This is a genomic window from Actinophytocola gossypii, from assembly GCF_025165815.1.
Lineage (GTDB): Bacteria > Actinomycetota > Actinomycetes > Mycobacteriales > Pseudonocardiaceae > Actinophytocola > Actinophytocola gossypii.
The window spans coordinates 152,791-177,627 of sequence record NZ_JAFFZE010000022.1; the positions used below are offsets into that span (position 1 = coordinate 152,791).

Consider the following 24,837-nt stretch of genomic DNA (forward strand, 5'->3'; position numbering starts at 1 on the left):
CGTCGGTGTGCCACATGCAAGCACACGATAAACGGATCTTCTGATCGCCCCGTCGCCCGGGAGTCCTGAATCACTCGGGCGACCGATGCCGCCCCGACTCCGGCGACTGGTACCGCCAGTCAAACAACCGGTCGAAGGACGAGCCCTCGGCGTCACCACCCGCCGGTGCCGGTTCGTCCCCCGGCTCCTGGTAGGCGGCGAGCGCCTCGGCGAACAACCCGGAGATGGTCGAGGAGCCAGCGGACCGCTCCGCTCGCCGCTCCCGGCGGCCCGGGGCATCCCCAGCGTTCTCGCCCGCACCGATGTCCCGCCCGCCGGTGCCACCGGACGTCACCGCCCCCGTGTGATCCCCGGCCAAGCCCACGACCTCAGGTCGATCCCCGGCCAAGCCCACGGCCTCAGGTCGATCCCCGGGGCTCCCGTGGCGCCGCGGCGCCGGAACCTCGTCCGCCTCCGTCCGCGGAGTACCAAGCTCGTCATCGGAACCGGCCGACGCACCCTCTCCGACCGGTGAGAAGGACCAACGCCCTCCCGCCCACGGAGACCCCGCGTCCTCCCCGGTGTCCCGGTTGTCGCTGATGCCACGGTTGCCGCCCGTGTCGCCCGTGTCGCGGTTGTCGCCGGTGTCGCTCGCCGCCTCCGCAGCACCGCCGCCCGCCGTCTGCGCAGGAATGTCCGGCACGGAGCCCGACTCGAGCACGGACATCAACCGAGCCAACTCGGCACGGGTCTCCTCGTAGGAGGAGCGGTAGCCGCTGGAGGCGGAAGTGCCGCCCGGCTCGGCGCGCTCCTGTTCCGGCTCGGTGTCGAAGGAGATCAGGGGCCGATAGCCGCCGGTCTCACCGACGGCCCGGGGTTCGGTCGTCGCCTCGCCCGCCGACGAAGCCAAATTCTCGCCGGTGACCGACGAGGCCGAGTTCTCGCCGATAGCCGACAAGACCGAGTGCTCGCCAGTGACCGACAAGGCCGGGTTCTCGCCAGTGGCCGACGAGGCCGAGGTTTCGCCGATGGCCGACGAGTGCGCCGCAGCGGGCGGCGCGCCGGGTAAGGAGTCGGGGCGCGCGACGGGCGCGGCGTGCCGAGCGGAAGTCGAGCCCTGCTGCTCAGTCGGCGAAGGCGCGGTGCCGCCCGCGGCATCAGCCGGTCCACCAGCGGCTGCGCCCGCCCCGGTTCGTTCGGCGCCGTCCCCGCGTGGCGCCTGATGGCTCCCCGACCATGCCGCCGTCGACTCCCCCGTCCGCTGAGCGACGTGTCCTTCCACGGTGGCCGCGCCAGTGCTCTGATGAGCCGTGAGTCGGTTCGCCGCTGCCTCCTCGGCCCCTTGCCCGACGTCCCATCCGGAGCCGGAACGCGGGCCGCCTGCATCCCCGGTCGAACCAGACATGTGGTTCGCAGCAAGCCCTTCCGCCGACGTGTCCGCCGTCGACCAACCGGCAGCGCGATGAGCACCGGGCTGGTTCGCCGCAAGCCCTTCCGCGGCAGACGTGCCAGCCCCTGATCGACCGGCGGCGTGATGAGCACCGGACCTCTTCCCCGACGAGCCAGGAACCTGGTCGACGGCATGCTCGCCGGCCCCCGGTGCGGCCGAATTCTGGTCCGGGGCTCGGTGAGCGGCGGGTGCCCTCGCCGCTGGGGCATCCGGGGTGCGGTCGGGCGCGGGGTCGGGGTGTGCGGTGTGGTCCGGGGGCGCCGTGGGGTGGGTGCCGGTCGGTGCCCGGCGTTTGCCGCCGCTGCCGGCGGGGATGCTCAGGGAGCTGATGATCGAGCGGCCGATGCGCAGGGTGTCGCCCACGTCCTCCAGTTCCGACAGGGCTTCGGCTGTCATGGCGGTGGCGTGGACTGGTTGGGTGCGTTCGCCGGGCCGTCGGCGCGGGGACTCGAGCTCGTCGACTGGTTCGAGTGCGTGGCGTGCCGCGGTCAGCAGGGCGTTCGCGTCCACGGCCGGGGCGTCCGGGTTGGACTGGCCGACACCGGTGCTGATGCTCCTCGCGTTCGCCTGGGGGAGCCAGTTGGACTCGAGGGCGGTCTTGCGGACCGTCTCGGCGAACTCCTCGGCTTGGTCGCGTGTGGTGTGCGGGAGGAGGACCGCGAGTTCGCTGCCGTCGGAGCGGGCCAGTTCGGCGTCGTCCGGGGCCAGGTCTCGGACGCGGCCGGCCAGGGCGGCCAGGTCGAAGTTCGTCCGGGTGCCGGTCTCGCCGAGGCGTACCAGGGTGAGCGCGACGGGGCGCTCGCCGTTGCGGACCGCGCGCAGGCGGCGGAACAGGCCCTCCTGGTTCAGCAGGCCGGTGGCGGTGTCGGTCTCGGTCTTGGGCTCGGGTGCGGCGGGTTGGGGCATGGCCCGGACCGAGGAGAGTTGCGGGCGCGCGAGGGAAGTCGCGGTCGCGCGGAGCAGGGCCGTGGCCGCCGCCGCGTCCCAGTCCTCCGCCGCGCCGACGACGGCCAGGATCTGGCGGGCGGCCCTCGCGGTGGCGCGGAGCCGGCGCTGCTCGGCCGCCCGGGCGGTGCGCAGGGCCTCGAGCGCGTCGCTTGTGCGGCCCGCGCGTTCGTCGAGGTCGGACACCGCGGCGAGCGCGTCGACCAGCAGGCCGTCCAGGCCGTACCGGTCGGCGACCCACACCGCCTGGTCGAGCAGGCCCCGGCCACGCTCCACCCGGCCCGACGGCAGATGGACCCGCGTGGACACGGCGAGCATCAGCTGCCCGACCGCGGCCGCCGAGGTCGCGCGTACCGGATCGGCCAGCAGCGCCACCGACGCCGCCTCGGCCTCGCCCGGCTCGCCCTCGTCGAGCAACGCGCAGACGAGTTCGAGCACCAGCTGCGCACGCAGCCGGTCGGTCTCCGGTCGCCTGCCGTGCAGCCGGTTCAGCTGACCGAGACCTTCCCTGGCGGCCTCGACCGCGTCCTCGGTGTCGCCGTACCAGCGGTGGTAGGCGGCACCGCGCACCAACAGCCGCGCGCGCTCCATCCGGCTCGCGTCCTGGCTCAGGGCGTCGTCCGTGGCGAGCAGGCGCTCGGCCTCGGCCAGCGCGTCCTCCACGTCGTCCCGGCGGCCGACGTGTGCCGTGCAGCCGACCAACCGGCCGAGCGCGATCGCGCGCACCGACGGCTCGAGCCACGCGGCCTCCAGGACCGGTCGCAGCACCGCGCAGCCCAGCAGCGGTTCACCCACCTCGCGCGCGCACGCGGCCAGGTCGAGCCGCACCGACGCGGCGAGTTCGGTCGCGCCGCCGCTCTCCGCGAGGGAGAGCGCCACGAAGGCCGGCTCGACCGCGTCGACGTAGTGGCTCAGTCGGACGAGGCCCGCGGCCAGCACCGCGTGCGCCCGCATGGACAGCCGGACGCTCTCACCGGTGTCCTGGCCGACGGCGTGGTCGGTCGCCGACGCGCCCGCGCGGCCGGTGGCGCCAGACATCGACCCGGCGGCGCCGGACGTCGCCCCCGCCGCATCGGACATCGACCCGGCGGCACCGGGCACCGGCCCGACGGCGCCGAGCGAGAGCGCCCGCCGGGCCAGCTGGACAGCCAGTTCCGGTGCGCTGAAACGCAGAGCCTCGGCGGAGCGAACGAGTGCCGCGCACTCGCCTAGCCCTCCGGCCGCGGGCAGTTCGTCCCAGGCCGCCACGGAACCCCCAACCTAGTCCCGGGTCAGCTTGCGGTAGGTGACCCGGTGCGGACGCGCGGCTTCCTCGCCAAGACGCTCGATCTTGTTCTTCTCGTAGCCTTCGAAGTTTCCTTCGAACCAGAACCACTTGGCGGGGTTCTCGTCGGTGCCTTCCCACGCGAGGATATGCGTCGCGACCCGGTCGAGGAACCACCGGTCGTGGGAAATGACCACGGCACAGCCCGGGAACTGCTCCAACGCGTTCTCGAGCGAACCGAGCGTCTCCACGTCCAGGTCGTTGGTCGGCTCGTCCAGCAGGATCAGGTTGCCGCCCTGCTTGAGAGTCATCGCCAGGTTCAGCCGGTTGCGCTCGCCACCGGACAGCACGCCGGCCGGCTTCTGCTGGTCGGCACCCTTGAACCCGAAGGCGCTGACGTACGCGCGGGACGGCATCTCGACCTGCCCGACGTGAATGTAGTCCAGCCCTTCCGACACCACCTCCCACACGTTCTTCTTCGGGTCGATACCGCCCCGCTCCTGGTCCACGTACGACAGCTTGACCGTGTCGCCGATCTTGACCGAGCCGCTGTCCGGCTCCTCGAGGCCGACGATGGTCTTGAACAGCGTCGTCTTGCCGACGCCGTTCGGCCCGATCACGCCGATGATCCCGTTGCGCGGCAGGTCGAACGACAGGCCGTCGATCAGCACCCGGTCGCCGAACCCCTTCTTGAGGTTGTCGACCTCGACGACCACGTTGCCCAGCCGGGGCCCCGGCGGGATCTGGATCTCCTCGAAGTCGAGCTTGCGGGTGCGCTCGGCCTCCGCCGCCATCTCCTCGTAGCGCTCGAGCCGGGACCGGGACTTGGTCTGCCGCGCCTTGGCGTTGGACCGCACCCACGCCAGCTCGTCCTTCAGCCGCTTCTGCAGCTTCTGGTCCTTCTTGCCCTGGACCGCCAACCGCTCGGCCTTCTTCTCGAGGTAGGTCGAGTAGTTGCCCTCGTAGGGGTGGGCTCGCCCGCGGTCGAGCTCCATGATCCACTGCGAGAGGTTGTCCAGGAAGTACCGGTCGTGGGTGACGGCCAGGACCGCACCCGCGTACTGCGCGAGGTGCTGTTCCAGCCACAGCACGCTCTCGGCGTCCAGGTGGTTGGTCGGCTCGTCCAGCAGCAACAGGTCGGGCTTGGACAGCAGGAGCTTGCACAGCGCCACCCGGCGGCGTTCACCACCGGAGAGCACCTTCACGTCCGCGTCCGGCGGCGGGCACCGCAGCGCGTCCATCGCCTGCTCCAGCTGGGAGTCCAGGTCCCAGGCGTCGGCGTGGTCGAGGTCCTCCTGAAGTTTGCCCATCTCCTCCATGAGCTCGTCGGAGTAGTCGGTCGCCATCTTCTCGGCGATCTCGTTGAAGCGGTCGAGCTTCTGCTTGATCTCGCCGACCCCTTCCTGGACGTTGCCGAGGACGGTCTTGTCTTCGTTGAGGGGCGGCTCCTGCTGCAGGATGCCGACGGTGTACCCGGGGGACAGGAACGCCTCGCCGTTGTTGGGCTGGTCCAATCCGGCCATGATCTTGAGCACGCTGGACTTACCGGCACCGTTGGGACCAACCACCCCGATCTTCGCTCCGGGATAGAACGCGATGGTCACGTCATCGAGGATGACCTTGTCCCCGTGCGCCTTGCGCACCTTTTTCATGGTGTAGATGAACTCGGCCATGGCCGCGATCGTAGAGCCGCGCGTACTCGGCCATGACCGCGGTGTGGCGCAACAACGCGAAGGATCTTCCGGGTGACGCCGCGCCGCAGGCGTACACCTGCCGTTCAGCGCGGCACCCAGCACCGTCACCGCATCAGGCGACCCGCTGGGCGACCACCCCCTCTCCCGGGGTGCCGGTACTCACGCCGACCAGTGCTCGCTCCGGTCGAGACGGGCGCTCCACCACGACCGTGCACCACGCGAGGTCGGCTCCGAGCGCGCGGGCGTCGATCTCGTAGGTCTCCCGTCGCTCGCCAGCCTCGGTGGTGTACGAGCGGGTGTAGAGCCGGCCGGAGACCAGGACGTTGTCGCCCTTGACCAGGGACAGGGCGGCGTTCTCGGCGAGCCGGCGCCGACAGTTGACCGTGAGGAACAGGCGGTCGCCGTCGCCCCACTCCTGGGTTTCCCGGTTGAGCCGGCGCTCCACGGACATCAGCCGGAAGCTCGTCTTCTGGTCGCCGCTGGCGAAGGTGTGCCGGACCGGCTCGCTGACCACCTTGCCCACCATCGTCATGAACGTCTCGAACATCGACTTTCTCCTTCTCCTCCGTCGCGGCGGGGGTGCGCCGCTGACCTGACCCCAGAGTGCCGGGCGGGAGGGGGATGCGGGGGACGGAGTCGCCGAGCTGTGGACAACTGGATCGCCTGTGGACAACTTGGCCGAGGCTGGTCCTTGACGAGGGGAAATGTCGGGGCCGTGTGATATGAGCGAGTGAGTGAGTTCTCACTCATTGACGTGAGTGAGAACTCACTCATACGCTGGGTGACATGGTCGAGGACGAGAAGAAGCGACGCGCTCCCGCGATGACGCTGGAGGAGCGGCGAGCGGCGATCGTGGCCAGCACCCTGCCGCTGCTCGTCGAGCACGGCGGCGCCGTGTCCACCAGCCAGATCGCCGCCGCCGCCGGGATCGCCGAGGGCACGGTGTTCCGCGCGTTCAAGGACAAGCGCGAACTGCTGGTCGAGTGCATGTTCGCCGGCCTGGACGCCACCGACGAGGTCGGCCGCATCGAGCGCATCGATCCCACCCTGCCGATGTCCGACCGCCTGACCGAGGGCGTCCGCACGCTCGTCGACTACCTGGGCCGCATCGTGCAACTCGGCCAGGCGATGCAGGCGGCCGGCATCGACCGGGACGCCGTGCACCAACGCGTCCACGGCCGTGCGGGGTCCGAGGAGAGCGACGACAAGAATCCCGGCCCACCCCGCGAGATGGTCCGGGTCTCCCGAGCCGTCGCCGCGCTGTTCGACCCCGACCAGCTCCGACTCGACCAGGAGCACGCCGCACGCCTGCTGCTCGGCCTGGTCCTCACCAACCGCCGGATGGAGACGGGTTTCGGCAGCCAGGTGATCGAACCCACCGAACTGGTCGACCTGTTCCTGCACGGCGTCATCCGAACCAACGAGGGGAACCACGCATGAACGACGTGATGATCGAGGTCGACGGAGTCGGCCGCACCTTCGACGACGTGACCGCGCTCGACGAGGTCAGCCTGTCGGTGCCGCGCGGTAGCGTCCTGGGACTGCTCGGACACAACGGCGCCGGCAAGACGACGCTGGTCAACGTGCTCACCACGATGCTGCCGCCGACCACTGGCAGCGCGCGGGTGGCGGGCTTCGACGTCGTCGCGCAGGCCCACGAGGTCCGCGCGCGGATCGGCCTGACCGGCCAGTTCGCCTCCGTCGACGAGAACCTGTCCGGCACCGACAACCTGATACTGATCGCCCGCCTGCTCGGCGCCAGCCGGCGGGAGGCGAGGGCACGCTCCGCCGAACTGCTCGACCTGTTCGACCTCACCGAGGCCGCCGACCGGCCGGCCCGCACCTACTCCGGCGGGATGCGGCGCCGCCTTGACCTGGCCGCGAGCCTGGTCGGTCGCCCCGACGTGATCTTCCTCGACGAGCCGACCACCGGGCTGGACCCGGCGAGCCGGATCGGGCTGTGGGAGATCGTCGAGGACCTGGTCTGCACCGGCACCACGGTGCTGCTGACCACCCAGTACCTGGACGAGGCCGACCGGCTGGCGGACTCGATCACCGTGCTCGCCGACGGCCGGGTGGTCGCCGCTGGCACCGCGAGCGAGCTCAAGGCCCGGGTCGGCCGCCGCGCCGTGCACGTGACGCTGACCTCGGCAGACGACGTCCCGGTCGCGCTCGGCTCGTTGGAGCGCGCCGGGCTGGAGCCGGTGCACGACGAGCCGGCCGCCGCGGTCGAAGCCGACCGAGCGCCGGCACGACGCGCCCGGCCCTCCGTCGTCAGCACCCCGGTGCAGGCCTCGACCGACCTCGCCGTCGTCGTCCGCGCGCTGGACGACGTCGGGGTCGAGGTGGCCGAGCTCGCGCTGACCGAACCGAGCCTGGACGACGTCTACCTCGCCCTGGCCAAGAACAAGACCGCAGCCTGAGGGGACACCATGACCACACTCACCTCGACCGCACCTCGCTGGCAGGGCACCAGCGTCAGCGCGCAGATCGGCATCCTGACCGGAAGATCGCTGCGTGCCCTGCTCGGCGACCCGAAGCTGGTGGTCTTCTCCGTCCTCCAGCCGCTGATCATGCTGCTGCTGTTCAGCCAGGTGTTCAGCGGCATCGCGGGCACCGCCGGCTTCCCCAGCGGCGTCTCCTACATCGACTACCTGCTGCCGGCGATCCTCGTGACCAGCGGGGTCGGCGCCGCCCTGCAGTCCGGCATCGGGCTGGTCACCGACATGAAGAACGGCGTCCTCGGCCGGCTGCGGTCACTGCCGATCAACCCCAGCTCCGTGCTTGTCGCGCGCAGCCTGTCCGACCTCATCCGGACCGCGCTCCAACTGGTGATCCTGCTGGTCGCGGCGGTCGCGCTGTTCGGCTTCTCCCCCGCGGGCGGGCTACTCGGGGTGGCCCCGGCGTTCCTGCTGGCCCTGGCCGTCAGCTGGTCGCTGAGCTGGGTGTTCCTGGCCGTCGGCGCGTGGCTGCGCAACGCGGAGACCATGCAGACCGTCGGCTTCCTGGCGATGTTCCCGCTGATGTTCGCGTCCAGCGCGTTCGTGCCGGTCGAAGGGCTGCCGACGTGGCTGCGGGTGATCGCCACCGTCAACCCGATGACCTACGCCGTGGACGCCTCCCGCGACCTGGCGCTGGCCATGCCGGTGGGTGGCGCCGTGTCAGGTGCGCTCGCCGCGAGTGCCGGCCTGCTCCTGGTCGGGTTCGTCGCCGCCGTCCGCGGGTTCCGCCGTCCGCTCGCCGCGGGCTAGCTTCCGCAGCATCGCGTTGTAGGCCGTCCGGTCGGCGTCACCGTCGTCGTCGGCCCGGCGGTCGGAGCGGCGGGCCTCGCGGTCGTCGAGGCGGGCCCACTGCACGAGCAGCGCACCCAGCACGATCAGCAGCGGAACCTCGCCCGTGGCCCACGCGATGCCGCCGCCGAGCCGCTGGTCACCGAGCAGATCGGCGGCCCACGGCAGGTTGAGCGACCGGTAGAAGGGCTCGGCGATGACCGTCTGCATCCCCATCAGGATCACGCCGAAGAACGCGTGGAACGGCAGCGACGCGAACACCATGCCCAGCCGGGCCACGTGCGGCAGGCGCCGCGGCGACGGGTCGATGCCGATCACCGGCCAGTAGAACAGGTAGCCGACCACCAGGAAGTGCAGGTTCATCAGAAGGTGTGCCCAGTGCTTCTCCACGGCCACCTCGAACAGCCCGGAGAAGTACAGAACGTAGAACGAACCGACGAACAGCACCAGCGCGACCACCGGATGGGTGAGCAGCTTCGACACCGGTGAGCGAACGGCGGCCAGCAGCCACTCCCGTGGCCCGGGCGCGCCGTCCTTGCCGGCCACCGGAAGCGCCCGCAGGGCCAGCGTCACCGGACCGCCGAGCACCAGCAGCACCGGCGCCAGCATGGACAGCATCATGTGCGTTTCCATGTGCACGCTGAACATCGCCGGCGAGTAGCGGCCGAACCCGGACGAGGTCGCGATCAACAGCACCAGGCAGCCGAGCAGCCAGGCGACCGTCCGCCCGACCGGCCACGCGTCCCCACGCGCCCGCAGCCGGCGCACGCCGAGCACGTAGAGCACGGCGAGCACGATCGCGGCGGTGCCGAAGATGAGGTCGAAGCGCCAGTCGGTGAGCAGCGTCCAGAACGTCGGCGGCCCGTCGAGCGGGAAGCCGAGCACCAGTTCGACCCGGTCCGGCTGGTAGTCCAGCGCCGGTGGCGGCGTTCTGGCCAGGGCGGCGGCGATGCCGATGGTCAGGCACATCACCAGCACCTCGACCGCCGCCAGCCGTACCAGCGGGTGGCTCGACCCGCCGGCCTCGATGGTGGCGATCGTCTTCTGCCGGTGGACGAAACCGAAGGCCCCGAGCACCACCAAGGCGGCGATCTTGGCCACCACGAGCAGGCCGTACTCGGTGGTGAACAGGTCGCTGACCGGCAGCCGCACCCACGCGTTGAGCACGCCGGAGACGGCCATGATGATCCAGCAGACCAGCGCGGTCGCGGAGAACCGCGTCGCGGCCAGCCGCAGCGCCGGGCCGCTGGTCACCCGTCGGCCGAAGATCAGCAACGCCACCAGGCCGCCGACCCAGAGCGACGCCGCGACCAGGTGGAACAGCAGGCTGTTGGTGGCGAGATCGTGCTGGCCGCCGCTACTGGAGTGCCCGGTGACCGCGACCGGCGTGACCCCGAACACCGCGACGCCGAACAGGACCGCGGTGGACCTCCAGGACAGCACGAACCGGGTGCCGACCGCGACGACCAACGCGACCAGTGCCGTGATCAGCCAGGCCTTGGCCTGCTCGATGAGGCCGAGGAGGGTGATCAGCGTGTCGGGGTTGAGCACCTCGGAGACGGGTTTGTCCAGCGCGTCGGCCTCGGTGTAGACGAGCGCCGCCAGCGAGGCGAGACACCAAAGGGTGGCGGCCCAGCAGGCCGTTCGCAACGCCGCGTAACCGCCGACGTCGAGTACCCCGGAGCGCTGCGGCGCAACCATGAACGTGGCGAACAGCAGCGACCCGATGGTCAGCACCATGCCGATCTCGGCGAGTACGCGCACCACGGTCAGGCCGTAGATGTTGACCGGCGCGAACTCGTCGGCGGTCAGGGAGAGCAGGGCCACGGCGGCCAGCACGGCGAACAGACCGCCGATGACGATCAGCGGCAGCACACCGGCTGTCGTCCCTGCTCGGGCGGGCGCCTTCTCCGGCGAACTGTCGACGGACACCCTATCGAGCGTAGTCACCGCCGCCCGGCTACGGACCGCCCGCTCAGCTGCTTTTCCCGTATCGCCTCCTCCCGGCGCCGGGCCGCGGCGGCGGCCAGCGCGACCGGGGCGATCAACGCGGCGACGACACCGCTGAAGGCGACCGCGACCTCGAGGTTGGTCAGGTGGGCGACGCCGCCCATGATCGGCGGGCCGATCAGGAACCCGCTGTAGGCGATGGTGGTGACGAAGCCGATCTCGTGCTCGCCGCCCGTGCCGTCCGCGCGCCTGCCGACCGCGCCGGCCAGGTTCAGCGCGATCGGGAACGCGAAGGCCAGGCCGCCGCCGGCGAGCGCGAACCCGACGTAGGCCAGCGCGGCGACCGGCACGATCGCGGTGAGCAGGAGCCCGAACGCGGCGGTCAGCGAGCCGGCGATCAGCAGGCGCTCCTGGCTCCAGCGGCGTTCCGCCTGCTCGCCGACCAGCCGGACGAGCGCCATGGCCACGCAGAAGACCGAGAAGGTGACCGCGGCGGCGGCCTCGTCCAGGCCACGCTCGCGGACCGCGAACAGGGCCGACCAGTCGCCGCTCGCGCCCTCGACGATCGCCGAGCAGAGGGCGATGGTGCCGAGCAGCCAGAGCACGGGTCGGCGCAGCATCCGCCGGTCGGCCGGGCGCTGTGCCTCGCCGGTGGCGGGTTCCTCGCGCGGAACGAACCGGATCACGGCGAGGTTCACGACCAGCACCAGCGCGGAGACGACGAGGAAGTGGTCGAGCAGTCCGATGTCGTGCCCGGCGGCGAAGGCCGCGCCCATCGAGCCGCCCAGCGCGCCGAAGCTGAAGCCCGCGTGGAACACCGGCATGATCGGCCGGCCGGTGCGCCGCACGACGGTGACCGCGGCGACGTTCATGGCGACGTCGAGCATGCCGACGGTGGCGCCGAGCAGCACCAGTGCGGCGCCGAGCTGCAGCGGTGAGCCGACCGTGGCCAGGACGGGCAGCGCGACGACGGTCGCGAGCGCGGAGACGAGGATGACCAGCCGGGCGCCGGAGCGGGCGCACCAGCGTCCGGTCGTCGAGGCGGCGGCGATCATGCCGATGCTGCCGCCGAGCAGGGCCAGGCCGAGTTGGCCCTCGTTGGCGCCGATCTGGGCGGCGAACGTCGGCATCCGGGGTGCCCAGGAGCCGACCACGATGCCGTTGATGGCGAAGATGACGAACACCGACCAGCGTTCCGCGCGCACCCCGTTCTCCTCCCTGTCGGCCGCAGCGTAACTGAAGCGCTTCAGTTCTCGCTATAGTGTTTGCCCGTGAACCAGGACCGGGTGCGCCGCCCCACCCTGGACACCGTCGCCCGGCAGGTGGGGGTGTCCAGGGCGACGGTGTCGAACGCGTACAACCGGCCCGACCAGCTGTCCGCGCGGTTGCGGGAGCGGATCATCGAGACGGCCAAGCAGCTGGGGTACGCCGGCCCGGACCCGGTGGCCAGGTCACTGGCGACGCAACGGGCGGGGTCGGTGGCGTTCATGCTGTGCGACGGGTTGTCGTCGGCGTTCTCGGATCCAGCGCTGAGCATCGTGCTCGACGCCCTGGCGGCGACGGTCGACAGCGGTGATCGCGCGCTGCTCCTGCTACCAGGCGTGTCGGAAGGTGGACCCCGGGCACAGAGCGTGATCCGCGCGCAGACGGATGTCGTGGTGGCGTACTCACTGCCCGACGACGCGCCGGCGCTGCGGGCCGTGCGCGAGCGCGCCCTGCCGCTGGTGGTGGTCGACCAGCCGATCGTGCCCGGCTCGGCGATCGTCCGGGTCGACGACTTCGGCGGCGCGCGCCTGGCCGCGCGGCATGTATTGGATCTAGGCCACCGGAGGGTGGCCGTCCTCGGCTTCGGCTTAAGCGCCGACGGCCACCGCGGTCCGGCCACGCCCGAAAGGGTGGAAAAAGCACACTTTCGAGTGACCCTTGACCGGTACGCCGGCTACCTCGATGGGCTGGCTGAACAGGGTATTGTCGCAGGCGAGGTGCCGTTCTGGGAGGCGCCGGGCAGTGTCCGGGAGTTGGGCAGGGAGGGCGCCAGGTGGCTGTTCGGGCTACGGCCGAGGCCGACCGCGGTCCTGTGCATGTCCGACGAACTGGCACTCGGCGCGGTACGGGCGGCGGACGAGTTGGGACTGGCGGTGCCCGGGGAGGTGTCGATCGTGGGCTTCGATGACACCCCCGCGGCGAGCTGGGGCGTGCCGTCGCTGACCACCGTGCGGCAGGACCTGGTCGAGAAGGGCAGACAGGCGGGCGCACTGGCGCTACGGATGCTCGACGGGGCGAGACCGGGCAGACCGGTCACCATCGGGGTGAAACTCCAGGTCAGGGGCTCGACGGCCCCGGCGCCCGCGTAGGCGCGGACCAGATCACATCACCGATCTGAGCGAATCCGGAAACGCCAGAGCCCTCCGGAACGATCAGATTCAGGGGCAGCTTCGTGCCGACCGGCATGAGCGGCCCGCCACGCCCTCGTAGCTCAGCGGACAGAGCAGGAGCCTTCTAAGCTCTGGGTCGCAGGTTCGAGTCCTGCCGGGGGCGCTCACTCTCGGTGACCCCTGTCCCCCATTCCGGGCTCACCGCGCGGCAGGTGTCTTTGACGACGGTCGGAGAGCCGTGGCATGCGCCCGGGTGATCGGAACCGGCCGCGAGACGGACCACGAGCCGCCCATGGGTACCGTGCGGAGATTGGCGACTGGGCAGGAGTGGGAGGAAGCATGACGCGCGGGTCCCGGGTCAACATCGGTGAGGAGCACCCGACTGCCTACAAGGCCCTCATCGCGTTGTCGATGGAGGCGGACAAGAACGCCGCGGCCGCCGGACTCGATCCGCTACTGGTCGAGTTGATCCGGATCCGCACCTCGCAGCTCAACGGGTGTGCGTTCTGCCTGCGCATGCATACCCGCGACGCGCTCAAGAAGGGCGAGGACCCGGACCGGATCGCGGTTCTGCCGGCATGGGCCGAAGCCGACTACTTCTCCGAGACCGAACGCGCCGCGCTTCGACTGACTGAGGCGGTCACGCTGGTGTCGGACGGGCATGTCAGCGACGAGGACTACGACGCCGCCGCCGACGTGCTGACGTCGGAGCAGATCTCAGCCGTCACCTGGCTGACCACGGTGATGAACGCCTTCAACCGGGTCGCGATCACGAGCCGCTACCACGTCGGCCACTGAGCATGCGACAGTTCCTGGACGAGGTCATGCCGGAGGCGTGGCAGGCCGCGCAAGCGTATTCGGCGGCGATCCGCGATGCGGCGTTGGCGCGGGGGCTGGGTGCGCAGGAGGTCGAGTTCATCAAGGTGCGCGCCTCCCAGCTCAACAGGTGCGTGTTCTGTCTGGACCTGCACTCGCGACAGGCCCGGCAGGCCGGGATCGTGCAGCAGAAGCTGGATCTGCTGCCGGCCTGGCGTGAGTGCGACCTCTACACCGACCGGGAGACCGCGGTCCTCGCGGTCGCGGAGGCGGGCACGCTGCTGCCGGTAACCGACGACGGCCAGGCCGACCTCGACGCGGCGCGCGCGATCCTGGGCGAGGAGGGATTCGTGGCGGCCGAATGGGTCACGGTCACGATCAACGCGTTCAACCGGATCTCCATCCTCAGTAAGCATCCGGTGCGCCCACGTGGAGCGGACGGAAAGATGCTCCGGTGAGCAATCTGGATCGACGTCCCGACCTGACCGTTCTGGCTCCGGGTGAGCCGTGTGGTTCGGTGGAGGTCCTTCCGCCGCGGCTCGTGCCGATGGGCGGGCCGCGGGCCATGACCGTGTACCGGACGCTGCCGCAGCGCGCCCGGTCCCTGGTGGGCGCGTGGTGCTTCCTGGACCACTACGGTCCCGACGACGTCGCGACCACCGGAGGCATGCGCGTCCCCCGGCATCCCCACACCGGGCTGGCCACCGTGTCCTGGCTGTTCACCGGGCATATCGACCACCTCGATTCCGCAGGGAACGCCGCACCGGTGCGGCCGGGTGAGCTGAACCTCATGATCGCCGGGCAGGGCATCACCCACTCCGAGACCAGCCGCTCCGACACCCTGCACGGCGTCCAGCTCTGGTACGCCCTGCCCGACGCGACCCGCTTCTGCCCGAACCACTTCGAGCACTACGTCCCCGAACCGGTGACGGAACCGGGGGTGACCGCACGGGTGTTCCTCGGCGAGTTGCTCGGCTCGGCCTCGCCGGTCCAGACCCGCACCCCCGACATCCTCGGCGCCGAACTCGTGCTGGAACCCGACGCGACGGTAGCCCTCGACGTTCGGCCGGACTTCGAACACGCCGTCCTCGCCGACGCCGGCACGGTCACGGTGAACGCCACGGCCGTCGAGCACCGGTGTCTGGCGTACGTGCCGCCGGGCGCGGACACGCTCGTGCTCACAGCCGGGCCGGAGCGCGCGCGGGTGCTCGTGCTCGGCGGCGTACCGCTGGAGGAGCGGATCGTCATGTGGTGGAACTTCGTGGGCCGCAGCCACGAGGAGATTGTGGAGTTCCGACGGCGCTACCAGGCCGAGCTCGGCTTCGAACCCGCCGACCAGGCCGATGCGGGCAAACCACCCCTGTTCGGGCGGTTCCCGCCGGCGCAGCCGCCGGCACTGCCCGCTCCGGCGATACCGGCCACTCGCCTGGTTCCGCGCCGTCAGCCCCGGGACAAGCGACCGTAGAAACGAGCGTGACCGACGACCGTTTCACACCGTGGTCGACGACGTGTGATTGCCACGGCTCCAGGGTGGGATGCCGGCGCCGTCGTTCAGGTCCGTCAGGTCGTAACGAAATCGAGTAGGGGCAAGGGATCGCTCCATGGGTCTCCAGTCGGTCCAGATTCTCAGGTTCCCACCAGAAAGCTCATAGTCGCTTCCGTTCAGGTGGTAGTCGATCTCGTCGACAACAACCAGGTCCGTTGGCTCGTGGTTGTGTGCATGTCGCACTTCGCCGACCGTCAACTCGACTGCGGCAGCTGGCCCCGAGCTTCCCTTGACCTCGACATGACGTTCAGGACCAAGGCCTTTCACCTGCAAGTCATAGGGCTTGCCCAATTCGACTACTTCAGCCGCACCGTGGTCGAGGTAGTACTTCCTCGCCTTTTCCACAGCGTATTTCTCGATCGCGTCCTTGAGCTTGCTGTCTCGTAGGTACCCGCTCCCGACCGCGCGCCGTATCGACGCGCCACCGGCCGCCGCCGATCCTGCGCCGTCGCCGCGATCGACGAGTGCGGCGAGCTCGGGAACGGCCTGAAGCAGCGCCACGGGGAACTTGGTCAGGTACGACTGCGCCGCCCGAGGCGGACGCGACCGATACAAGGTGAACGGGAAGTACAGCGCACCTCGCACTGTCCGCCGCAGGTCGCGGTGCACCTGACGCAACACCGGCTCCAGTTCCGCGAGTCGCTCGTGCGAGAGGGGCTGAGACAGGCGGTTGAGGCCCCCGCACGGCATGCGCCAGCCCTGACCGACGGTGGCCGTACCGCGCGCCCTCCCACGCGTGCCATGGGCCTGCCACGTATACCCGTTCTCGACCGAAAGCGGCCCTGTGATCTCGGACCAACCAACGATTGCCGGCCTGCCGGTGAAGTCCCTGTGCCAGTGGAGCACGATGTCACCGGGGCGTGTCTCCGTGACGAGGGAGTATCCCCACTCGGGCTTGCGAGCACCGTTCAGTGTCGGCGCGTTGAGGTCGTCACCAAGACCGTCCTGCCGGTCAGTGATCTCCATCCAGAACCTCTCGGACGGATCTCCTGCCCACCAATCGTTGATGGCGCTCCGCGAGGAAGGCTCAATTGGGCCGGACGGAAGATCGGTTCGTGCGAATTCGTACAAGGTCGCACGATCCGACTCCTCGAAGAACCTGGTGGCCAGTGCGTCCACCACTGCCTGAGCGGCGGACTCGTCCGAGCGCACCAACATCCACACGTCGGGACGCAGTCCGCCTTCCGGATTCACCCGATCCAGCCATGACCTGGTCGCCGAACCATGTGCCGCGACAACGCTCTCGTCCGATTCGACGATCAGCTCCCAGAGGCCGGAATTGCGCAAAGCGATGAACGGATACTCGGCGCTCGGCCGGCTTCCGGGTCGACCGAGCGCTTCGAGACCGGCGGCCAGCTCCGTACGTGCTTCGGACCACCGCACCAGACGGCCCAGACCTGACCGAGCACGCCCAATAGCCCATAGGAGAGCGATCGCCTGATGGCGATGTGGCTGGGACTTCGTCCCACCCACCCGCATCGCCTCGACAGCGGCCACCAGCTCGGACATCGACGCCATACGCTTTCCCCCACCTCTCGCGCCACACGATAGGGGGTCACGCGGACGTGCAGAAGTGCGCGTTGCGTAGCTAGGAGTTCACGAATGTGCGCAGGTTGAGCGCTAGCCGGAGTAGCGGTCGGTCCAGCCCGTCATGGGGCCGTAGTCGCCGTGCAGGCGGGAGGACTGGGTGAACTCGAACACGAGGTCGTCGGCCAGTTCCAGGATGGTGCCTCGGCCCTCCACGCGGAACACCAGTTCTGCGGGCAGGGCCGCATCGCCGTGCAAGGTGCCGAGGATGTTGCCGCAGATCGCGCCGGTGGAGTCGCTGTCGCCGGAGTGGGTGACGGCGATGGACAGGGCGTCGAGGATCTCGTTGGGGCCGGGGCGAACCAGTGCCGCGTACACGGCGATGGCCAGCGCTTCCTCGGCCACCCACCCGCCGCCGAGTTGTTCGACGACCGTGTGGTCGGGGGTCGTGGTCTCCTTGGCGAGGTCGCACGCGGTGCGCAACGCCGTGCTGGTCTCCTCGTGGTCGTCGTACCGGGTCAGGAGAGCGAGGGTCGTGTCGACGGCTTGGGCGAGGTCGGCTCCGGCGACCAACTCGTGGACGATCGAGGCGAGCGCGCCGGACGCCAGCCGGCCGGTCGGGTGTCCGTGGGTGTAGCCGGCGGCCTCGGCGGCGGCGTCGAAGAACCACGTGTCCGGGGCGCCGTTCGGCGGGAGGAGTCCGAAGGGCGCGGAGCGCATCACGCCGCCGCAGCCCTTCGAGTCGTTGTTCGCCAGGCCACCGTACTGGGGGATGCGGTCACCGCCACGACGGGCCGATCCCAGTGCGGACAGGCAGGTGTTGCCCGGGGCGCGTTGCGCGTACAGCCACGGCTGGGTGGCCAGCCAGTCGCGCGCGGTCGGTGGGGGCTCGGGAAGCCGCTGGGTGTCCAGCCACTGGTCGTACGCGGCGTGCACGACGGCGACGGTGAGACCAAGCCCACGGTCGCGGCGGATCCCGGCGCGGATCAGGCCGGCGACGGTGAACAACGTCATCTGGGTGTCGTCGGTGATGGGTGCGGTTCCGGCCTGTAGGTAGTCCCGCACGCCCTGCGCTCCGCACTCGGCGAGGATGCGGTCCGCCGGCCAGAACTCCACGGGCGCGCCGAGTGCGTCCCCGATCGCGCCGCCGATCAGGCAGCCACGCACCTGGGATCGGTATCGGTCCGCCGCTTCCCGGGACAGCTCCACCGCCGCACCCCCACGCGCGCTTCCGTCGCAGTGACCGCGACAGCGTAGCCAATCGCTTGCGTGGGTTTCGCGGAGAAGGCGAGTACTCGCTGGTGACCTGTCAGACCTGGACCAGACCGCCGTCGGCGTACAGGTTCGAGCCGGTGACGAAGCTGCTCTGGTCGCTGGCCAGGAACGCCACGGCGGCGGCGATCTCCTCCGGGCGCCCGAGCCGGCCCAGCGGCACCCCTTCGGCCAGTTGCCGTTTGAAGGCGACCGGGTCGGGAGCCAATCCGGACAGGCCGGGGGTGTCGGTCGGGCCGGGCGAGATGGTGTTGACGCGGATGCCGCGTCCTCTGAGCTCGTTGGCCCAGGTTCGGGAGAAGGATCGGACGGCGGCCTTGGTCGCCGCGTACACGCCGAAGGCTTCGTCGCCGACGTCCGCGTTGGTGGAGCCGTTCAGGATCACCGAGGCGCCGTCGTTGAGCAGGGGCAGCGCCTTCCGCACGGTGAACACGGTGCCTCGGACGTTGATGTCGAAGATCGTGTCGAAGTGCTCCTCGGTGATCTGCTCGAGCGTCGCGAACGAGGCAACCGACGCGTTCGCGAACAGCACGTCCAGGCCCCGTCCCCGGTCGCGGATCGCCTCGTAGAGCCGGTCCAGGTCGGCCGGGTTCGAGATGTCGCCGGTCACGCCGGTCGCCGAGCCGATCACGTCGACGGCGGCGTCGAGCTCCGCCTGGCGCCGGCCGGTGATGAACACGTGCGCGCCCTCGGCGGCCAGCCGTACGGCGCTGGCCAGGCCGATCCCGGTGCTGCCGCCGGTGACCAGGGCGGTCCTGCCCTCGAGTAGCCCCACGGTGAACCCTCCTTCTTATTTTGCATCGATCGATGCAGAAACGACGCTAGCACATTCTGCATCGATCGCTTCAGAAGAGGTAGGCTGCTCTGACGTGGGGACCAGACAGGGCCGCCCGGTCGGCCGGCCGCGGGGATTCGACGTCGACGACGCGCTCGAGCGCGCCATGCTGGTCTTCTGGGAGCACGGCTACGAGGGGGCCAGCCTGGTCAACCTGACCGAGGCGATGGGCATCTCCACCACCAGCATGTACGCCACCTTCGGCAACAAGGAGGAGCTGTTCCGCAAGGCGCTGGAGCGCTACAGCGAAGGTCCGGGCGCCTACGTGACCCGCGCCCTGGACGAGCCGACCGCACTCGGCGTCGCCACCGCGATCCTGGCCGGCACCGTCCGGACCACCACCCGTGCGGCGCGACCCCACGGGTGCCTGGGGGTCCAGGGCGCCCTGGCCACGGGCGACACCGCGCGCGGAGCCCGCGACCGGCTCGCCGCCTGGCGCAACGACGTCTACTCCCGTGTCCGGGAGCGGTTCCAGCGGGCCGTCGACGACGGTGACCTGCCGGCGGACACCGATCCGGCCTTCCTGGCCCGTTACGTCACGACGGTGTCGGCCGGCATCGCCGTGCAGGCGGCGAGCGGCGTCGGCTCCGACGAACTCCAGGAGATCGCCGACGTCGCCCTGCGCCACTGGCCGATTCACTGACTCATCGGTCACCACGGCCCGATTCGGGTGGGATGCCGCGGATCTCGGCCCTGAATCCTGAGCAGGAATTTCACGGCGTGTTCGGACGGTTTTTCGTTTTGCCTCGGAAAATCCGATCGGCGTTGTTAGGCTCGTGCCGGTTCGTATTGTGACGAACACGATCAGTGGACAGAGGGGGGCCTGTGTCGGCATCTGATGGTTTCACGGTGCGGCTCGACGCGCTCGGGTCATATGAGGAGGAGATCGGGCGGCTGGTCGCCGAGTACGACACGATCATCGGGGGGCTCGACCTGGCTGCTCTGGACGACGCCAAGAAGGCCTCGTTGGTGGGCACTCCGGAGAAACTCATCTCCGCCGGGGGTGCCGTGGAGTTCGCCGAGTCGTGCCGCACGTTGATCGGCAACTACGCCACGTTGATCGACACGCTTCGGCGGCTGCACCTCGCCGTCCGGAGCCAGTTCGTGCACGCACAGCACGCCATCGGGGAGTCGCGTTCCCTGTACTCGAAGATCGACGAGGACCACGCGTTCGCGTTCGAGGGGCTGCTTGGTGACAGTTCACCGAAGAAGGAGGGCTGAGTGATGGCGCCTCCGGACCGGAGCGACACGCCTCGCGACACCGGCGTACTCGAGGAAGCGGGAATTCCGCCCGACTCGAACATGCGGGACAACGCCGAGCGGCTGGCTTCCTGGCTCGAGTTCCTGCTGCATCCCGAGGAGCACGAGTACGACCGGACGGTCATCTACGGCACGGAGTTCGGCGGTGAGGGGCACCGGAAGGAGGAACCTGGACCGGTCGCGCCCTCCGTGTCGGACCAGCCGGGCACGGTGCCGAGCGACGCGCAGTTGCCGTTCGAGTCGGTGCTCGAGGGGTACGAGATCGCACAGTTCATTCATGGCATGTCGGCCGTCGCCAGCCCGGTCGTCGAGAGTTCGAACAACGCTCTCGCACCCGGCGCGGCGGCGCTGAGCAACGTCTGGTGGATGGGTGACAAGCGGGTTCCGTCGCTCGTCGACCGGTTTCAGGAGCTTGGTTGGACTGGCGACGCGTCGTCGGTCACGTTCGAGTTCCTGCTTCGTCTCCAGACCGTCACCGGTCAGGTGCACAAGCTGGCTGAGCAGCTTCACGACGTGGTGCCGAAGTACGCCGTGGTCGTCAAGGGTGTCCGGCGGAACCTCGATGAGGCGGCGGCGGGGTGCGTTCGGGCGTTCGAGAAGAAGTTCGCCGAGAAGCCGGGGAGCGCGATGTCCGTCGACTGGGGTGCGGTTGTTCTGGCCGGCATCGCGGCGGCGGCGGTCACGTATCTGACCGCGGGCACCGCTCTTGTCGTGGAGGCCGCGATGGCGAGTGCGTGGTCGACGGCGTTCTCGGACGCCGCCGGTGACCTGTTGAAGTCGACCGGTGGGACGGTCAGTGGGTTCTGGTGGCGTGATCTGGCGCAGTCGTACCTGCGCGAGCAGGCCGACATCATGGCGGCGGGCAAGGACGAGATCGACCAGTTGAACCGTAGGGTCGACGGGCTGATCAAGTACTTCGACAACGACCCGGACATCCAGCGGTTCCTGGCGGACTACGGGCAACCATCATGACCACACGGGCGATCGCGTTGGCCTTTGTCGCGGTGCTCGGGTTGGTCGGTTGCACGACGGGTGACACCGGGGGGTCGCCATCGACCACGCCGTCGACCACGCCGTCGACGCGGGACTCGGCGCGGCCGGGAGATCGGGACGAGGACGCTGTGCTGGCGGCGGTGCGGCAGCTCGACCTGTGTGCGCTGTTGGACAGGGCGAAGGCGGGCGGGCCTTTCGCGGGCGCGCGGCCCGTCGCGCGGCGGCCGTTCGAATGCGTGCTGAGCGGAGCGGCTGACCTTGTCGCGGTGAGCGTCACCGGGATCGGTCACGGGACTCGCGTCGAGTCGGTCACTCGGAGCGTCGGCGGTGCCAAGGCATATGTGGAGCAGGGCGGTGGCTGTTATGTCCACCTGCCGGTCAGTTTCACGACCGCCCTCCGGTTCTCGCAGGCTCCGGCATCGAACTGTGCGTCCTTGACGGGTCTCGCGGACGCGGCCGTTGCGGCGTTGGCGAATCCGGACACGTTCCGGGCGAAGCCGGTGTGGGACGCCTGCACCGCGCTGGCCGGCGTGCTCGACGCGGACGATGCGGCGCTGTCGGGGAACGGGCCGGCCGACTGCACGTCTCGTGAGCCGGCGGCGTCGATCTCGTTCGCGGACGACCTTCCGCCGTCGGGTGAGCGGAAGCCGTCTCGGACGACGAGCATCGGGGGTACGCGGGCACTGGTTTACGAGGAGGCGGAGAACTGTGCGGTCTACTGGCGTCAGGGGCCGTTCGACGTCCGGTATGGCGCGGCGGCTGATTTCCAGGTCGTCGCTCGTACCTCGGAATGCGGCGGCGCTACGGACCTTGCCGAGTCGCTGATGGCCGTGCTCGGGGAGGCGCCGCCGGACGACGTGGCGCCGCAGCGACCGTTGCTGTATCGACCGGACGAACCGGATAGCCCCTACCCGGGCGCGTGTGCGTATGTGGACGAGTTGGACCCGGATGGTTGTGCGCCCTATGTGGCGGTGGCGGTGCCTGACGATCCGGCGGAAATATTGTCCGCCGCCGCGGACGATGCCGACGTTCAATGTGCGATGGCGGTTCGGTCTGTCGGCGCACGCTTCGGCTCGGAACTGGTTCCGGTGGCGGACTCGGGAGCGGGCACCCGATGCTTCTTCGTGGAGCCGGAACGACGGCTCCAAATCACGTTCTCGCTCTCGCACGGCAAGGTCGTCAACAGCTTTGGCGGTGAGCCGGTGACCATCTCCGGCCATCCAGGATATGTCACGACCGACGGTACATCGATTGCGTACGAGCTTTCGACGGCGACCATACTCGACGGCGAAGGAACTCTGACGCTGCGGGTGTCGACCGGCCCGGCCGACGCCGATCCCCTGGCACGGGCAATGGCCTTGAAGGCGGATTCCGTGCTCGCCGATGTCCTGGACAGCTACTTCTCCTGAATTGAGCGGGTGGAATCCGCGTCATGTCGCGGAGCGCCACCCTGCGTTACCAAAACGTGATGATACGGATCGTTGATCAACAGCGACTCCCACAGCATCCCTGGAAGGCGATCGATCGGACTACGTCCTCGCCTGCTGGGACGCCTCACCGGGGGATCAGAACGAAGTCAGGAAGGAACCACGTGAAGAAGATCGCGATCACCGCGGCGGGCGTCGTGCTCGTTCTCGCGGGTCTGGGGGCTGGCAGTGCCAGCGCCGAGACGCCGAACGACTGCACCACGCCGACCACCGCGGTGGAGGCGACGGAGGGTGCGGCGCGCGGCGCCGAGCCCGCTGTCGACCAGCACGGCGACGTACTCGAAGGCACCGAGTGCGATGCCGAGCTCTCGGCGGAGGAGGCTCCGCAGCTGCGGGCCGAGCAGGTGCACTACGAGAACTGCGACGCGGTGCGGGCCGCCGGCAAGGCGCCCCTCCTCAGGGGCCAGCCGGGATACCGTCCGGGGCTGGACCGTGACAATGACGGTGTGGCCTGCGAGACCGGCGGTTCGGGTGACGGCTCGGGCAACGGCTCGGGCAACGGCTCGGGCAACGGCTCGGGCGATGGCTCGGGCGATGGCTCCGATGACGGCTCGGACGACGGTTCGGGCGGCGCCGGGGACGACGGCGCGGAGAACGTCTCGGACGACGGCGTCGGCGGCGGTACCGATGACAGCACCACCGGAGGCAGCGACGACGCGCTGGCCGCGACCGGGGTCGGCGGGTCCTCCCTGCCGTGGCTGGTCGGTGGGGGCGCACTGCTGCTGATCGCCGGTGGTGGGCTGTTCGTGGTCGCTCGTAGGCGCGCCGGCGCCTAGGCGAACACCCAACCCGCGTCCACACCCACCCCTGACGATCGTCGGGGGTGGGTGTGGACTGCCAGGCGGGTGACGCGGGAAGCCCAGCAGGTGAGCCGGTGCGCCTGTCCTTGGCGGTCACGGTCGGAATGTTGACGGTCGGCAATCCGGCGAGGGGCTCGGTCGGCACGGGACGCGGGCTGGCGGGTCTCGGGGAACGGTTGCGGCTGTTGGGGAGCATGCTCGACGTGGACACCGGTGCCGGCCGGTTCACGCTGGTCGCGCGGGTGCCGCTGTCGTGATCCGGGTGCTGCTGGCGACGATGAGGCGATGACCGGCGGACCAGGAGATCACGGTGGTCGCCGAGGCGGGCAACGGTCCACGCGCACCAGCCGGACGTCGCGCTGATGGACATCCGGATCCCAGTGCTGGACGGCTGGCCGCGCACGGGAGCTGCTGATCGCGGTTCGGGCGGCGGCCGACGGGGCGGCGTATCTGTCGCCGCGGGTGCTGGCGGGGTTGCGGACGTCAGGGTTGAGCGGGCCGGCGGCGGAAGGTCGACGGGTTGACTCCTCGGGAGCGGGACGTGCTGGCGTTGTCGTGCGGGGACCGTCCAACCAGGAGATCGCGGCGGAGGGACGGGGAAGGCCCACCTGTCGGCGATCCTGCGGGGGCTGGACGTGCGGAACCGGGTACAGGCCGCGATCACCGCCTACGAGGCCGGGATGACCGAGTAGACCGGTACGCGCGGAGGAACGCCCGCACTCCCTCGACGACGAGTGGCCGGACGCGCGGGTCCTCGGCGGCGTTCGCGGAGCCGAGTCTGCTGATCGTGACCCCGAACGTCAGCGCGATGAAGTGGTCGGCGGCCAGGCGCGCGTCGGGGACGTCGAGCAGTCCGGCGCGGGCGAAGGCGGCGAGGCGTTCGCCGATGGCCTCCTCCGGTGCGTCGGTCAGCGGGCGGTCGTCGTGGTGGGGCAGGTGGCCGGAGCCGGTGCGGTCCAGCCGTTGCAGGGTGGCGTACTCGGTCGAGTCGAGCATGTCGGTCGCGATCCGCATGGAGAACGTGACCAGAGCCGACTCCAGCTCGGCTGGGTCGGTGACGTCGTGCAGCGTGTCGTCGATGGTGCGCCGGATCGTGCCGAGCACGGACTGGCCTACGGCGTCGAACACCGCCTCCAGCAGGGTCTGCTTGTCACCGAAGTAGTCGTAGACGGTCCGCTTGGACACGCCGGCTCGGGCGGCGACCGCGTCGACGCTGGACCGGTCGAAACCGTCGGTCAGGAACAGCTCCCGGGCCGCCGTGAGGATGGCGGACCGCTTCTCGGCGGACCCTGCGCGCGTCTTGGCGGTGGACATTGGCGGATTCTAACGGAACTACACTGCACCGTGTAGTGTA

Annotated in this window: 22 protein-coding genes and 1 tRNA gene; 14 read left to right on the forward strand and 9 right to left on the reverse strand. The window is 70.1% G+C overall.

Annotation, left to right across the window (positions count from 1 at the left end; translation table 11 throughout):
* Positions 1–70: 70 nt before the first annotated feature.
* The 3 genes from JT362_RS27695 to JT362_RS27705 form a co-directional block, all read right to left on the reverse strand.
* Entirely contained in the window at positions 71–3,622 is a 3,552-nt protein-coding gene (locus JT362_RS27695) for a hypothetical protein (protein WP_260194740.1), read from the reverse strand.
* A gap of 12 nt (positions 3,623–3,634) precedes the next feature.
* Positions 3,635–5,311, reverse strand: coding sequence for an energy-dependent translational throttle protein EttA (ettA, locus tag JT362_RS27700; protein WP_260194741.1), 1,677 nt, complete (start codon positions 5,309–5,311; stop codon positions 3,635–3,637).
* 133 nt (positions 5,312–5,444) lie between these two features.
* The gene (locus JT362_RS27705) at positions 5,445–5,879 is read right to left on the reverse strand and encodes a single-stranded DNA-binding protein (protein WP_260194742.1); all 435 of its coding nucleotides are present in this window, start codon (positions 5,877–5,879) and stop codon (positions 5,445–5,447) included.
* Between the two features lie 239 nt (positions 5,880–6,118).
* On the opposite strand from JT362_RS27705, the gene JT362_RS27710 reads away from it, so the two are divergent.
* Genes JT362_RS27710 through JT362_RS27720 form a run of 3 tightly spaced genes read left to right on the forward strand, consistent with a single transcriptional unit; the run spans position 6,119 to position 8,583 of the window.
* Positions 6,119–6,772, forward strand: a complete 654-nt coding sequence (locus JT362_RS27710; RefSeq protein WP_260194743.1) for a TetR/AcrR family transcriptional regulator — start codon at positions 6,119–6,121, stop codon at positions 6,770–6,772.
* Entirely contained in the window at positions 6,769–7,755 is a 987-nt protein-coding gene (locus JT362_RS27715) for an ATP-binding cassette domain-containing protein (protein ID WP_260194744.1), read from the forward strand. The genes JT362_RS27710 and JT362_RS27715 overlap by 4 nt, the downstream gene beginning before the upstream one ends.
* A 9-nt stretch (positions 7,756–7,764) precedes the next feature.
* Positions 7,765–8,583: an ABC transporter permease gene (locus JT362_RS27720; protein WP_260194745.1), complete on the forward strand. Its 819-nt coding sequence runs from the start codon at positions 7,765–7,767 to the stop codon at positions 8,581–8,583.
* On the opposite strand, the gene JT362_RS27725 is transcribed toward JT362_RS27720, so the two are convergent.
* Both JT362_RS27725 and JT362_RS27730 read right to left on the reverse strand, forming a co-directional pair.
* Positions 8,494–10,554, reverse strand: coding sequence for a bifunctional copper resistance protein CopD/cytochrome c oxidase assembly protein (locus JT362_RS27725; protein WP_260194746.1), 2,061 nt, complete (start codon positions 10,552–10,554; stop codon positions 8,494–8,496). The two genes, JT362_RS27720 and JT362_RS27725, sit on opposite strands and share 90 nt — an antisense overlap.
* 14 nt (positions 10,555–10,568) lie before the next feature.
* On the reverse strand, positions 10,569–11,777 hold the full coding sequence (locus JT362_RS27730) for an MFS transporter (protein ID WP_260194747.1): 1,209 nt from the start codon (positions 11,775–11,777) through the stop codon (positions 10,569–10,571).
* Positions 11,778–11,843: 66 nt separating this feature from the next.
* Here JT362_RS27730 and JT362_RS27735 point away from each other — a divergent pair, with 66 nt between their 5' ends.
* The 5 genes from JT362_RS27735 (at position 11,844) to JT362_RS27755 (ending at position 15,228) form a co-directional block, all read left to right on the forward strand.
* A complete protein-coding gene (locus tag JT362_RS27735) occupies positions 11,844–12,926 on the forward strand; it encodes a LacI family DNA-binding transcriptional regulator (RefSeq protein WP_260194748.1) in 1,083 nt (360 codons plus the stop codon).
* 111 nt (positions 12,927–13,037) lie between these two features.
* A tRNA-Arg gene (locus JT362_RS27740) sits at positions 13,038–13,110 on the forward strand.
* Positions 13,111–13,286: 176 nt separating this feature from the next.
* Positions 13,287–13,745: a carboxymuconolactone decarboxylase family protein gene (locus JT362_RS27745; RefSeq protein WP_260194749.1), complete on the forward strand. Its 459-nt coding sequence runs from the start codon at positions 13,287–13,289 to the stop codon at positions 13,743–13,745.
* 2 nt (positions 13,746–13,747) lie between these two features.
* Entirely contained in the window at positions 13,748–14,221 is a 474-nt protein-coding gene (locus tag JT362_RS27750; RefSeq protein WP_260194750.1) for a carboxymuconolactone decarboxylase family protein, read from the forward strand.
* Positions 14,218–15,228, forward strand: coding sequence for a pirin family protein (locus JT362_RS27755; RefSeq protein ID WP_375546572.1), 1,011 nt, complete (start codon positions 14,218–14,220; stop codon positions 15,226–15,228). The genes JT362_RS27750 and JT362_RS27755 overlap by 4 nt, the downstream gene beginning before the upstream one ends.
* A 24-nt stretch (positions 15,229–15,252) precedes the next feature.
* On the opposite strand, the gene JT362_RS27760 is transcribed toward JT362_RS27755, so the two are convergent.
* The 3 genes from JT362_RS27760 to JT362_RS27770 form a co-directional block, all read right to left on the reverse strand.
* The gene (locus JT362_RS27760) at positions 15,253–16,827 is read right to left on the reverse strand and encodes a phosphorothioated DNA-binding restriction endonuclease family protein (RefSeq protein WP_260194751.1); all 1,575 of its coding nucleotides are present in this window, start codon (positions 16,825–16,827) and stop codon (positions 15,253–15,255) included.
* 102 nt (positions 16,828–16,929) lie between these two features.
* Entirely contained in the window at positions 16,930–18,045 is a 1,116-nt protein-coding gene (locus tag JT362_RS27765; protein WP_511261448.1) for an ADP-ribosylglycohydrolase family protein, read from the reverse strand.
* 100 nt (positions 18,046–18,145) lie between these two features.
* Entirely contained in the window at positions 18,146–18,883 is a 738-nt protein-coding gene (locus tag JT362_RS27770; RefSeq protein ID WP_260194753.1) for an SDR family NAD(P)-dependent oxidoreductase, read from the reverse strand.
* A gap of 94 nt (positions 18,884–18,977) precedes the next feature.
* Between JT362_RS27770 and JT362_RS27775 the strand changes: the two genes are divergently transcribed.
* From JT362_RS27775 to JT362_RS27800, 6 genes are all read left to right on the forward strand, one after another.
* Entirely contained in the window at positions 18,978–19,586 is a 609-nt protein-coding gene (locus JT362_RS27775; RefSeq protein ID WP_260194754.1) for a TetR/AcrR family transcriptional regulator, read from the forward strand.
* 206 nt (positions 19,587–19,792) lie between these two features.
* On the forward strand, positions 19,793–20,164 hold the full coding sequence (locus tag JT362_RS27780) for a hypothetical protein (protein ID WP_260194755.1): 372 nt from the start codon (positions 19,793–19,795) through the stop codon (positions 20,162–20,164).
* Positions 20,165–21,175 carry a hypothetical protein gene (locus JT362_RS27785; protein WP_260194756.1) on the forward strand — a complete coding sequence of 337 codons (1,011 nt, stop codon included), beginning with the start codon at positions 20,165–20,167 and terminating at the stop codon, positions 21,173–21,175. It begins immediately after the preceding gene.
* Positions 21,172–22,605 carry a hypothetical protein gene (locus tag JT362_RS27790; RefSeq protein ID WP_260194757.1) on the forward strand — a complete coding sequence of 478 codons (1,434 nt, stop codon included), beginning with the start codon at positions 21,172–21,174 and terminating at the stop codon, positions 22,603–22,605. Before JT362_RS27785 ends, JT362_RS27790 begins: the two co-directional genes overlap by 4 nt.
* 182 nt (positions 22,606–22,787) lie before the next feature.
* A complete protein-coding gene (locus JT362_RS35470; RefSeq protein ID WP_311202759.1) occupies positions 22,788–23,459 on the forward strand; it encodes an excalibur calcium-binding domain-containing protein in 672 nt (223 codons plus the stop codon).
* A gap of 98 nt (positions 23,460–23,557) precedes the next feature.
* Positions 23,558–23,740, forward strand: coding sequence for a hypothetical protein (locus tag JT362_RS27800; RefSeq protein ID WP_260194759.1), 183 nt, complete (start codon positions 23,558–23,560; stop codon positions 23,738–23,740).
* Positions 23,741–24,143: 403 nt separating this feature from the next.
* On the opposite strand, the gene JT362_RS27810 is transcribed toward JT362_RS27800, so the two are convergent.
* Complete coding sequence (locus tag JT362_RS27810) at positions 24,144–24,797, reverse strand: TetR/AcrR family transcriptional regulator (RefSeq protein ID WP_260194760.1); 654 nt, start codon at positions 24,795–24,797, stop codon at positions 24,144–24,146.
* Between the last annotated feature and the right edge of the window lie 40 nt (positions 24,798–24,837).